Consider the following 11,714-nt stretch of genomic DNA (forward strand, 5'->3'; position numbering starts at 1 on the left):
TCAAACCTCTGGATACAAACAATTCTTCAGCGCAATCAGCGCCTGTTCAGTTTGCGGCGCCGGATCGACCAGCGCCACGCGGATATAGGCCGCGCCGGGGTTTTCGCCCCCCACATCGCGCGACAGATAGGCACCGGGCAGAACCTGAATCCCGGTTTCCGCCCACAGTTTTTTCGCGGCTTCCTCGCCATCAGGAACCGGCAGCCACAGGAAAAAGCCCCCGGCAGGCGGGACATAGCCCGGCACATTGCCGAAAATGCGGTCAGCAATGGCGTATTTTTCAGCATAAAGGGCGCGGTTGGCAATGACGTGATCCTCGTCGCCCCAGGCACGTTCGCTGACCCGCTGGTTCGGCAGCGGAATAGGCGCGCCGGAATAGCTGCGCAGCCGCCGCATCGCCGCAATCTGCGCCGCACCACCCGCCGCAAAGCCCGAACGCAGCCCCGGCAGGTTCGACCGTTTCGACAGCGAGTTGAACATCACCACCCGATCCGCCAGCCCCATCCGCGCCGCGACCGCCAGCGCCGAGGGCGGCGGGGTGTCGCGGTAGATCTCGGAATAACATTCATCGGAAAAGATCAGGAAATCGTGCTGTTCCGCCAGCGCGACCAGTTGTTCCAGATAATCCGTATCCGCCACGCTGCCCTGCGGATTGGCGGGGGAACACAGATAGGCAATCGCCACCCGGTCCAGCATCGCCGCATCCAGAGCCGCATAATCGGGCAGGAAACCCGTCTGCGGCCCGGCAGGCACGAAAACCGCATCCGCATCCACGGCGGCGGCGGCAACGGCATAGACCTGATAAAACGGGTTCGGGATCAGAATGGCCGGGCGCTGGCCGTTCTTGCGTTCCGGGCATAACGCCAGCGCGGCGTTGAACAGCCCTTCGCGCGTGCCGTTCAGCGTGACGATACGTTCAGCGGGAACATCCAGCCCGTGACGGTGCGCCAGCCAGCCGCTGATCGCCGCCAGCAGTTCAGGCGTGCCCTCGTTTGGCGGGTATTTCGACAGTTCCGGCAGCGCCCCAGCCATCACCGGCCCCACCCATTCGGGAAAGGCGTGACGCGGTTCACCAATGGTCATGCGCAGAGGTTCGCCGCCCGGAACGATGTCCGCAAGCAGCGCCCGCAAGCGCGGAAACGCATATTCCGGCAGGTTCGCAAACCGCTCGGGGGAAACCATAACTGCCTCGCTTTCGGGGTCTTTGCCCCGTTAATTACCGGCAGAATAGCGAAGCCCGTTGGAATCGTCCAGCACGCAGCCGTGATTTGCACCGTTTTTTCCGTGATCCGGGCGATCAGCCGCGCAAAGCGGCCTCGATCCCCGCCGCCACGCGCAGCAGCGCCCGGTCGCCACCGGCCCGGCCAAGCGCCATCAGCCCACAGCCCGGATGCCCCGTGGGGATGGTCACGGCGGGCAGGCCCAGCATATTGCCGATCCGGGTATTGCGCAGCGCCAGCAGGTTCTCGGTCGCAAAGAAATCCTCATCCGCCAGCAACCGCGCCGTATCCGGCGGCAGGATCGGCGCGGTCGGCAGGATCACCGCATCAAACCCCGCCACCGCCTGCGCCCAATCCGCACGGGCGCGATCCAGCGCCTGCCACGCCGCGACATGATCCGCCGCCAGCACCGTGCCGCCAGACCGGAACCGGGTCAGGATACGATCATACATCAGTTCCGGCGCGGCCTCGATCTGGTCTTTCCAGATGCCATAAGCCTCGGGCGCAATCAGCAGCGGCGACAGGTCCATTGCCCGCGCAACCGCATCGGGCGCACCATGACTGACCGCAGCACCGGCGCGGGCCAGCCGGTCCACCGCATCCTGAAACGCCGCCACTGGCCCTTCACGCGCACCGTCAAAAGGCACCCCGTCCAGCACCATCAGCCGCAGCCCGCCCGGAACAGCATCCCGCAGGTCCACCTCTGCATCGCCCGTCAGCACCGCAAACAGGGCCGCACAATCCTCGACATTGCGGGCCAGAGGGCCTGCCACATCAAAATGCGGGGCCAAGGGGACCACGCCCTTACCCGAAACCGCCCCATGCGTCGGCTTGAACCCGACCAGATCGTTCCAGGCCGAGGGCAGCCGGATCGACCCGCCCGTGTCGCTGCCAATCGCCGCCGCCGCCAGCCCCAGCGCGACCGAAACCGCCGCGCCGCTGGACGACCCACCCGGCGCTAACGCCGCATCCAGCGCGTTGGGCGGTGTCGCGGTCATCGGGTTCAGACCAAGGCCGCTGAAGGCCAGCTCGGTCATGTGGGTTTTCCCGACCGAAACCAGCCCGATGCTTTCCGCATTGCGCAGAACCTCGGCATCCACAACCGGCTTGCGCCCCGCCAACAGGCGGCTGCCAGCCTCGGTCGGCTGGCCGGCCATGTCGATATTGTCCTTCCAACTGATTGCCACCCCGTCCAGCAGCCCGCGCCGCAACCCGGCCCGCGCCCGGTCATGCGCCGCCACGGCCTGATCGCGGGCGCGCTCAGGCAGCACTTGCGTATAGATCCGGTTGGCATAGGGGTTGCGGGCAATCGCATCCAGATAGGCTTCGACCTGCGATACCGTGTCCAACAGCCCCGCCATGATCGCGCGCCCCTGTTCCACCGCGCCCGCCTTCAGCCAATCCATGATCGCCCCCTTGGTTGCCTGCGCCACGCTAGCGCGGGCCGTGGGGCGCGTCCATGCCATCAATGCCGCATGGACTTTTGCCGCCCGCCGGGGCAATGCTGCGACCATGACACATAATTTCGACGTTATCATCGCAGGCGGGGGGCTGAATGGCCCGGCATTGGGGCTGGCTTTGGCGCAGGCCGGGCTGCGGGTGGCAATTGTCGATGCGCAACCTGCCCGCGACCGCGCGGGCGATGCCTTTGACGGCCGCGCCTATGCGCTGGCGCTGGCTTCTCAGCGGCTGCTGGCGGCGCTTGGGCTGTGGCGTGATCTGGCCGCGAAAGCGCAGGAAATCCGCAAGGTTCAGGCCGAGGACGGCCATGCAGGCAGCGGCCCCGGCCCCTTTGGCCTGCATTTCGACGGTGCCGAGATCGAGGAAACCCGCGTCGGCTATATGCTGGAGGACCGCCACCTTTACCGCGCCCTGCTGGCAGCGATGCAGGCCGCGCCGGGGCTGACCCATATTCCCGAAACTCAGGTCACGGGGCAGGAAACCGCCCCCGGTGGCATCCGCGTCACCCTATCCGATGGGCGCAGCCTGACGGCGGCGCTGCTGGTGGGGGCAGATGGGCGGCGTTCGGGCGTGGCCGAGCGGGCAGGTATCCGCCGCACGGGTTGGGATTACGGCCAAACCGCGCTGGTCGCCGCGCTGGACCATGAATTGCCACATAACGGCACCGCATATCAGTTCTTTATGCCATCCGGCCCGCTGGCGATTCTGCCCTTGCCGGAAAACCGCAGCTCGATCGTCTGGTCCGTCCGGCGCGATGAGGCCGCTTTTATCGCCGCCCTGCCCGATGACGCCTTCCTTGATACGCTGCGCCCGCGCTTTGGCGATTTTCTGGGACCGATCACACTGGCCGGGCCACGGTTCAGCTATCCGCTGAACCTGACGCTGGCGAACAGCTATATCGCGGATCGGGTGGCGCTGGTGGGGGATGCGGCGCATGGGGTGCATCCTATCGCCGGGCAAGGGCTGAACCTTGGGCTGCGCGATGTGGCGGCGCTGGCGGAATCCGTTGTGGACGCCCACCGGCGCGGCGAGGACATTGGCTTTGCCACCACGCTGGACCGTTATCAGGGCTGGCGGCGGTTCGACGCGACCACGCTGGCGCTTGGCATGGATACGGTCAACAGATTGTTTTCAAACGACAACCCCCTTCTGCGCGCGGCACGAGGGCTGGGCATGGGCATGGTCGATGCCATCCCGCCGCTGCGCCGCCGCTTTATGCGGCAGGCGGCGGGGCTGACGCTGGACCCGATGCCCCGACTGATGACCGGCAAGCCGCTTTGAGCGCCGTTAATCGGCCTTGATCTGCCGCGCCTCGCTGACCAGCATGATCGGGATGCCCTCTCGGATGGGGAAAGCCAGCCCGGCGGCCTCGGACAGCAACTCCTGACGGGCGGCGTCATAGCGCAGGGTCGTATGCGTTACCGGGCAAACCAGCGCCTCAAGCATGTGGCGGTCATAGCCGGGGGACGCGGCTTCGGGCAGGTCGGTGGCTTGGGTCATTGCAGGGTCTCCTCTCCGTCGCTGCGCAGGTCATATTCGATCAGCCCGGCCAGCAAAGCACGACGCTCGGCCAGCGTCGCGGCTTCTAGCAGCGCCTGTTTTTCCTCGGGCGGCAAAGGCAAAAGCTGCGACAGGGCGTTAATCAGAACCTCATCCGCCGCGCCGCTCAGGGCTTGCCAGTCGGTCGTCAGCTCATGTTCGGCCATATATTGCCCCAGCCGTTTCAGGAAGGGCTCACGGTCAAAATCGCGGTCCTGTTCCTCGGGGCCTTTGTCGGCGTCAAAGCCGGACCAGTCCACCTGACCGCGCAGATAGGGGGCGAAGCCCTCCTGCGCCTCGATCAGCCGGAACCGCGACACCGCCCGCAGCGAGATCATCAAACGCCCGTCATCCTCCTCGGAAAAGGCCACGATCCGCCCGCCTGTGCCGACCCGTGCCAACCCGTCACCAAGCGGCTGGATCATGCCCAGCATCCGGTCAGGGGTTTTCAGAACATCCTCGATCATCTGCAAATAGCGGGGTTCAAAGATGTGCAGCGGCAGATGCCCACGCGGCAGCAACACCGCGCCGGGCAAAGGGAACAGCGGCAACGCCGCTGGCAGGTCGAACCCCCGCGCCATTACGCAAAGATCAGCGAGGACAGCCGCCGCCGCCCCTTTTGCTGAATCGGATCGGTCGGGCCAAGCGCGTCGAAAATGGTGATAAGCTGTTCCTTGAACGCGCCGTCCTGCCAGTCGCGGTCGCGGCGGAACCCCTCCAGCAGTTGATCGACGGCCTGTTCGACCTGTCCGGCGGCGTGCAGGGCGCGGGCATAATCCAGCCGCGCGGCATGGTCCGTCGGGTCAGCCTCGACCCGCGCTTGCAGATCGCCCAAAGGCCCGGCCTCGGCAGCCTGTTTTGCCAGCGCAAGCTGCGCACGGGCAGCCTCAACCGGCGCTGCACCCGTAATCGCGGCAGGCACCTGCGCCAGCGCCGCATCGGCCTGATCGACGGCCCCGGCAGCCAGATGCGCACGGATCAGCCCACCCCATGCCTGCGGGTTTTCGGGTTCCTCTCCCAAAATCGCAGCGAAGGTTTCGGCAGCATCATCCGCCGCGCCTTCGGTCAGCATGGCCTCGGCAGCCTCCAACGCGGCACCAAGCCCGCCATCATCGCCACCCAAAGCGACCAGCTTTTCCACGAATTTCTTGATTTCAGACGGCGGAACCGCACCCTGAAACGCATCAACGGGCTGGCCCTGAAAGAACGCATAGACCGTCGGGATCGACTGAACCCGCAACTGCGCGGCGATCATCTGGTTCTGGTCCACATCGACCTTGGCCATGAACACCCGGCCCTTGGCCTTTGTCACCTCGGCCTCCAGCGCGGGGCCGAGCGTTTTACAAGGCCCACACCAGGGTGCCCAAAAATCGACAATCACCGGCTGCGTCATCGACCGCTCGATCACCTCGGCCATGAAATCGGCCTCGGTCACGTCCTTGATAAAATCGGCGGGGTTGGCAGCGGCTTCGCTTCCTTGCAGCAGCATTGCTGGATGCTCCGTTAAATCACATTTGCGCCTAATATGGGCGCTCAGCGGGCCGGTGGGAAGGGGTCAGCCCGCCGCAAACATCCTGCCTTACGATCCGGGCAGCAGCGGCCCCAACCACGGAGCTCAATCAGACGTCCAGATCAAACCGCGCAAACACCGGCACATGGTCGCTTGGGCCTTCCCAGCCGCGCACCGGGCGCAGGATGCGGCTGTCATGGCCTGCATTGGCGATGTCGGGCGTGGCCCAGATGTGATCCAGCCGCCGTCCCTTATCCGCCGCATCCCAGTCGCGGGCGCGATAGGACCACCACGAATAGAGCTTGCCCTCGGGAATATCCTTACGGGTCACATCGACCCAGCCGCCCGCGTCCTGTGCTGCGCCAAGGTGTTCAACCTCGACCGGGGTGTGGCTGACGATCTTCAGCAGGGCCTTGTGGTTCCAGACGTCATCTTCGCGCGGGGCGATGTTCAGATCACCCACCATGATCGCACGTTCGGGCCGGTCAGCATGGAACACGTCACGCATCTCGGTCAGGAAATCCAGCTTTTGCCCGAACTTCTCATTCACCTCGCGGTCGGGAATATCGCCGCCAGCGGGGACATAGAAATTATGGATCACCACGCCGTTTTCCAGCCGCGCCGCGACGTGGCGGGCATGGCCAAGGCCGGCATAATCCCGGTCGCCCGCATCCTCGATCGGCAGGCGCGACAGGATCGCAACGCCATTGTAGCCCTTTTGCCCCCGCGCCACCATCCAGCGATAGCCAAGCGCGGCAAAAGCCTCATGCGGGATTTTCTCGACCGGGGATTTACATTCCTGGAGGCACAGCACATCCGGCGCTTCCTCGCGCAGCAGCCGTTCCACCAGCCCCTGCCGCAGCCGGACCGAGTTGATATTCCATGTCGCCAGCGAAAACATCCGCACCCCCTTTGTTGCCCCCGACATAACCCGGCAGCGGGCAAAGAAAAACCCCGGCGCAAGCCGGGGCCAGTCAAGACAGGGAGGGATGTGGCCGCATCCACCGGCCACTGGGTTTCAGCCCATTAACCCCCACCGCCCGGCGTGGTTCCGGGCTAATGTGACATTTTTATGCAACCAGCCGATAACCGCCCGATTCCGTCACCAGCAGACGCGCATTCGAGGGGTCCGGCTCGATCTTCTGGCGCAGACGGTAGATGTGGGTTTCCAGCGTATGCGTGGTCACGCCCGCATTATAGCCCCAGACCTCATGCAGCAGCGTATCACGCGGCACGACCCCATCCTGCGCCCGATACAGGAACTTGAGGATGTTCGTTTCCTTTTCGGTCAGCCGGATCTTGCGCTCTTTTGCGTCGATCAGCAGCTTCATCGAAGGTTTGAACGTATATGGCCCAAGCTGGAAAATCGCATCCTCGGACTGCTCATGCGTGCGCAATTGGGCGCGCAGCCGGGCCAGCAGAACCGGGAACTTGAACGGCTTGGTGATGTAATCATTCGCACCACTGTCCAGCCCCAGAATGGTGTCGGCATCGCTGTCATGGCCGGTCAGCATCACGATGGGGCATTTCACGCCCTGCTTGCGCAGCCGTTTGCACAGCTCGCGCCCGTCGGTGTCAGGCAGGCCCACATCCAGCACCACCAGATCGAAAATCTGGCCCTTGGCCTTTTCGACGGCATCGGCACCGGAACCGGCCTCGAACACGTCGAAATCTTCGGTTGCCACAAGCTGCTCGGCCAAGGCTTCGCGCAGGTCGTCCTCATCATCGACCAGAAGGATCTTTTTCAAACCGGGCATATCTTGCCTCCTTTGACTGCTTTGGGCGAAGGTGATAGCCGACGGCGCAGCCTGCAAGCGTGCGGTGCGAAACTGCAAAAAACCTCACGCGAAGGTGTCAGAAGCGGGGCAAATGTTTCAGTTTGTTACAAAATGGGGCGACGTATGACCGGGTTGTTGCCGACATTGACCGAGGAAATCGCCCGCGCCCGCGCCGATCTGCGCATCGGCCTGCCGGTGCGGCTGGTCACGCCGGGCGGAACATGGCTGGCGACAGCGGTGGAATCGCTGACGCCGGACCGGCTGGCGGCGCTGACTGCAACCGGGCCGCTGGTCATGGCAATCACCGCCCAAAGGGCAGAGGTGCTGAAAACCGCTGCTTATGACGGCGACCTGCTGCGCCTGCACGCGCGGCCCGATCTGCGCTGGCTGCGGGCCATGGCGGATCCGGCGCAGGATCTGGACTATCCGCTGAAAACCCCGCTTCAGCCGATTCGTGATGGCGACCCGCTGCCCGCCCGCGCCGCGATTGCGCTGGCGAAATCGGCACAGCTTCTGCCTGCCGTGCTGCTCACCCCAGCGCCGGACACGCCTGGCCTGACCACGCTGGACGCCGCCCTGACCCTGCCGGAATTGACCCGAGCGGCGCAGTTCCACCCCATCGCCGCCGCCAGCCTGCCCATTGCCGCGTCCGAGGCCACCCGCCTGCATGTCTATCGTCCCGATGATGGTGGAACCGAGCATTACGCCATTGAAATTGCCAGCCCCGACCGAGATGCCCCGGTGCTGACCCGGCTGCATTCCGCCTGTTTCACCGGCGACGTGCTTGGCAGCCTAAAATGCGACTGCGGCCCGCAGCTTCACGCCGCGATTGACGCCATGGCGCAGGCGGGCGGCGGGGTGCTGCTGTATCTGAATCAGGAGGGCCGCGGCATCGGGCTGGCCAATAAAATGCGCGCCTATAGCCTGCAAAATCAGGGCTTCGATACGGTCGAGGCCAACCACCGCCTTGGTTTTCAGGACGACGAGCGCGACTTTCGCATCGGCGCGGCGCTGCTGGCAGAGCTGGGGATCAACTGCGTGCGCCTGCTGACCAATAACCCGCGCAAGATCGCCATGCTGCAATCGCAGGGGATCGAGGTCACGGAACGGGTGCCGCTGATCGTGGACCGCAACCGCCACAACGCCGCCTATCTGGCGGTCAAGGCGGCAAAATCGGGGCATCTGCTATGATCCTGACGCCGCAAGGGCTGCTGGCCTTTGGCCGCCGCCTGCCGTGCAGCATCGGGCGCGGCGGCATCAGCACGGACAAGTGCGAAGGCGACGGGGCCACCCCCGCCGGACGGTTGCGGATCATCGGCACCCTGTATCGCCCCGACCGGCTGGCGCAGCCCGCACCTTGGGCGCGGCCCATCGGACCGTCTGACCTGTGGTGCGACGAATCAGGGCATCCCGCCTATAACAGCCCGGTGCGTGTGCCCTTTGACGCCAGCCATGAAAAGCTGCGCCGCGCCGACCCGCTTTATGACATCATCCTGCTGACCGACTGGAACATCCCGGCGCAGCCCGGCAAAGGCTCGGCCATTTTCCTGCACCAATGGCGGCGGCCCGGCTGGCCCACGGCGGGCTGCATCGCCTTTGCCCGCGCCGATCTGATCTGGCTGGCCGCCCGCGCCGCGCCGGGAACCGGGTTGTTCGTCCCGGCTTCTTCTTCACCCAAATATCCAAATCAACGCCGCCAGCAGGACGACCGCTTTCAGGTGTAATCCCGCGCCCCGAAAATCGCACTGCCAACGCGGACAAAGGTGGCACCCTCGGCAATGGCGGCTTCAAAATCCGCGCTCATGCCCATGGACAGGTCAGGCAAGCCGTGAACCTCGGCCATCTGGCGCAACTGGCGGAAATGCGGCACCGGGTCGGCCCCGTCGGGCGGAATACACATCAGCCCGCGCGGGCGCAGGCCGCTGTCACGGACCTGCCGCATGAAGCCATCCAGATCAGCGGGCGAAATCCCGGCCTTTTGCGCTTCCGCCCCGGTGTTTACCTGCACGAACAGGTCCGGGCAGCGCCCTGCCTGATCCGCCAGCCGCGCCAGCTTGGCCAACAGCGATTCGCGGTCCAGCGTGTGAATGGCGTCGAACAGATCGAACGCCAGCTTGGCTTTGTTCGTTTGCAGCGGCCCGATCATATGCACCGAAACGCCGGGATATTCTGCCCGCCAACCGGGCCATTTGCCCTGCGTTTCCTGCACATAATTCTCGCCAAAGACACGCTGCCCGGCATCCAGCACCGCCCGCACCCGGTCGGTGGGCTGCACCTTGCTGACGGCGATCAGGGTCACGCCGTCTGGCGTGCGCCCGGCGGCGGCTGTGGCCCCGGCAATGCGGGTTTTGATCTGTTCCAGTCCCATGCGCCCAAAATCCCAAAAGAAAAGGGCGGACACAAGGCCCGCCCTTTCCCGATAAAGGTTACGTTCGATCAGAAGTCGAAACGAACACCCATGTCGGCGCGCACGTTTTTGTCGTAGCCGCGCTCAATCCCACCGGCCAGCATCGCGCCGCCCAGATCATAGTCAGCACCGATACCGTAAGCGGTGTCAGAGGCTTTAACGCCCAGATAGCCGTTGTTCAGCGTGGTGCCGTTGTCAGCGTCGTTGGTGGCGACATAGCCGCGAACGATGGTGCCCGGAGCAACTTCGTAGTTGCCATACAGGGTGAAGGTCTGACCACGGTCAGCAGCAGCGCCGGTGCCGTAACCGCCGTTGTCGTTCCAGTTCAGACCAACGGTGCCAAGATCGTTGAACTTGTAAGCCACGCCCAGGAAATACTGGTCGTTGCCGTCAAAGCCAGCACCATCGGTGACAGCGGCACCGGCAAAGGTCCACTCGTTGTATTTGTAGGTCAGCGACAGGGCCAGTTCTTCTTTCTGACCAGCCAGGTTTTCGACGTCGGCACGACCGCGCTGATCCGGGTCGATGTAGGACAGACGGCCGGTGAAGTCAGCGAACTTGTATTCAGCCGCGATGCCCAGACGGTCTTTGTTGTCGTAGGGGCTGGATTCATAGCCAAAGAACTCACCGCTCGGGTTACCGAACGAACGACGCTGGATGCCCACTTCCGAACCATACATCAGGTCCGAATCGTCGAAAGCCGAGCCGACGTTACCAACGGTCACTTTCAGACCGTTCGAGCGAACCCAGATGTTACCAGCGTTCAGCGCACCAGCCTCGCCGCGCGAGCTGCTGCCCTGATCCCACTGAAGACGGAAGCGCGCACCGAAATCAACGTCCTGATCGGTGGAGCGCGTCGCGTCGATGTTCATGCGCAGACGGCCGAAAACCTGGGTCTTGTTTTCCGCGTCCGCGAAGTCGCCGCGGCGTTCCTGATAGTCGATACCGGTCCGGGCATAGCCCGAGATGGACACTTCAGCGGCAGCAACGCCGGCCGACAGAACCAGCGCGGTGGTCGCAAAAAGAACCTTTTTCATGGTGTTTCCCTCTTGTCTCTGGTCTTGCCCAGCCGGAACAATCCGGCGGGAATACGGCAGTTGTCACGCTTTCGAGAGGGCATTGCAACGGAATCAGCCCTGCCTTTTGGTCAAGGCCCGCCGCCTGATGCATAAGGGTCACACCCGGCTTTGCGGCCTGTATAGAATCATGCAGGAATCTGCATGTCGGCCCTGTTGACGGGAAATACTTGTGACGGGCGCATATTCCGGGCTAAACCCATGCGGACGGAACAAGCCTTTGGAACCATCACCATGACGCACCGCCCGATTCTTGCCCTGACGCTGATTGCGGCGCTGGCCGCCTGTGGCGGCGACCGCGCCACCCCCACCACCCAGCAAGAGGAACGGCGCACGACCATCTGGGATGTGTTCAACAACAACAGCAATCCCAATGACACCGTGGCGGTGAACAAATACCTGTGGAACGCCAGCCTTGAGGTGCTGAACTTTCTGCCGGTGCAGACCGTGGACCCGTTCACCGGCGTGATCGTGACCGGATACGGCACCCCGCCGGGCGGCGGGCGGTCCTATCGCGCCACCATCAAGATCAGCGACCCGGCGCTGGATGCACGCTCTCTGAACCTCGTGCTGCAAGGGCCGGGTGGCAGCAACGTGTCCGCCGATACCGTCCGCGCGGTCGAGGACGCGATCCTGACCCGCGCCCGTCAGTTGCGGGTGCGCGACGGCGGGCTGTAACTCTGGACGCCCATTGCGCGGGCCTGTAAACGGCGGGGACACGCC

The 11,714-nt window shown here is 64.4% G+C and carries 13 protein-coding genes; 4 read left to right on the top strand and 9 right to left on the bottom strand.

The genetic code is table 11. From position 1 onward, the window contains the following. Complete coding sequence (locus tag Q4G24_RS08400) at positions 1-1,182, bottom strand: aminotransferase class I/II-fold pyridoxal phosphate-dependent enzyme (RefSeq protein ID WP_303366069.1); 1,182 nt, start codon at positions 1,180-1,182, stop codon at positions 1-3. Positions 1,183-1,297: 115 nt separating this feature from the next. Beyond that, positions 1,298-2,626 carry an amidase gene (locus Q4G24_RS08405; RefSeq protein WP_303366070.1) on the bottom strand — a complete coding sequence of 443 codons (1,329 nt, stop codon included), beginning with the start codon at positions 2,624-2,626 and terminating at the stop codon, positions 1,298-1,300. A gap of 106 nt (positions 2,627-2,732) precedes the next feature. Here Q4G24_RS08405 and Q4G24_RS08410 point away from each other — a divergent pair, with 106 nt between their 5' ends. Beyond that, the gene (locus tag Q4G24_RS08410) at positions 2,733-3,962 is read left to right on the top strand and encodes a UbiH/UbiF/VisC/COQ6 family ubiquinone biosynthesis hydroxylase (protein WP_303366098.1); all 1,230 of its coding nucleotides are present in this window, start codon (positions 2,733-2,735) and stop codon (positions 3,960-3,962) included. 6 nt (positions 3,963-3,968) lie between these two features. Here Q4G24_RS08410 and Q4G24_RS08415 read toward each other — a convergent pair whose 3' ends face one another. The 5 genes from Q4G24_RS08415 to Q4G24_RS08435 form a co-directional block, all read right to left on the bottom strand. Further along, positions 3,969-4,181 (bottom strand): Trm112 family protein, encoded by a 213-nt coding sequence (locus tag Q4G24_RS08415; RefSeq protein ID WP_303366071.1) that lies wholly within the window; start codon positions 4,179-4,181, stop codon positions 3,969-3,971. Then, positions 4,178-4,801, bottom strand: a complete 624-nt coding sequence (locus Q4G24_RS08420) for an LON peptidase substrate-binding domain-containing protein (RefSeq protein ID WP_303366072.1) — start codon at positions 4,799-4,801, stop codon at positions 4,178-4,180. Before Q4G24_RS08420 ends, Q4G24_RS08415 begins: the two co-directional genes overlap by 4 nt. Then, on the bottom strand, positions 4,801-5,709 hold the full coding sequence (locus Q4G24_RS08425; RefSeq protein ID WP_303366073.1) for a co-chaperone YbbN: 909 nt from the start codon (positions 5,707-5,709) through the stop codon (positions 4,801-4,803). The genes Q4G24_RS08420 and Q4G24_RS08425 overlap by 1 nt, the downstream gene beginning before the upstream one ends. A gap of 130 nt (positions 5,710-5,839) precedes the next feature. Beyond that, a complete protein-coding gene (locus Q4G24_RS08430) occupies positions 5,840-6,631 on the bottom strand; it encodes an exodeoxyribonuclease III (protein ID WP_303366074.1) in 792 nt (263 codons plus the stop codon). Between the two features lie 169 nt (positions 6,632-6,800). Continuing rightward, complete coding sequence (locus Q4G24_RS08435) at positions 6,801-7,487, bottom strand: response regulator transcription factor (protein ID WP_303366075.1); 687 nt, start codon at positions 7,485-7,487, stop codon at positions 6,801-6,803. Between the two features lie 144 nt (positions 7,488-7,631). On the opposite strand from Q4G24_RS08435, the gene ribA reads away from it, so the two are divergent. Further along, positions 7,632-8,699 (top strand): GTP cyclohydrolase II, encoded by a 1,068-nt coding sequence (ribA, locus tag Q4G24_RS08440; protein WP_303366076.1) that lies wholly within the window; start codon positions 7,632-7,634, stop codon positions 8,697-8,699. Further along, positions 8,696-9,232 carry a L,D-transpeptidase gene (locus Q4G24_RS08445; protein WP_303366077.1) on the top strand — a complete coding sequence of 179 codons (537 nt, stop codon included), beginning with the start codon at positions 8,696-8,698 and terminating at the stop codon, positions 9,230-9,232. The genes ribA and Q4G24_RS08445 overlap by 4 nt, the downstream gene beginning before the upstream one ends. Here Q4G24_RS08445 and Q4G24_RS08450 read toward each other — a convergent pair. Both Q4G24_RS08450 and Q4G24_RS08455 read right to left on the bottom strand, forming a co-directional pair. After that, on the bottom strand, positions 9,223-9,876 hold the full coding sequence (locus Q4G24_RS08450; protein ID WP_303366099.1) for a YggS family pyridoxal phosphate-dependent enzyme: 654 nt from the start codon (positions 9,874-9,876) through the stop codon (positions 9,223-9,225). The genes Q4G24_RS08445 and Q4G24_RS08450 overlap by 10 nt on opposite strands. A 68-nt stretch (positions 9,877-9,944) precedes the next feature. Further along, entirely contained in the window at positions 9,945-10,952 is a 1,008-nt protein-coding gene (locus Q4G24_RS08455; RefSeq protein ID WP_303366078.1) for a porin, read from the bottom strand. A gap of 273 nt (positions 10,953-11,225) precedes the next feature. On the opposite strand from Q4G24_RS08455, the gene Q4G24_RS08460 reads away from it, so the two are divergent. Further along, entirely contained in the window at positions 11,226-11,669 is a 444-nt protein-coding gene (locus Q4G24_RS08460; RefSeq protein WP_303366100.1) for a DUF3576 domain-containing protein, read from the top strand. Positions 11,670-11,714: the final 45 nt, after the last annotated feature.

The organism is Paracoccus sp. (in: a-proteobacteria) (assembly GCF_030538695.1).
Classification (GTDB): Bacteria; Pseudomonadota; Alphaproteobacteria; order Rhodobacterales; family Rhodobacteraceae; genus Paracoccus.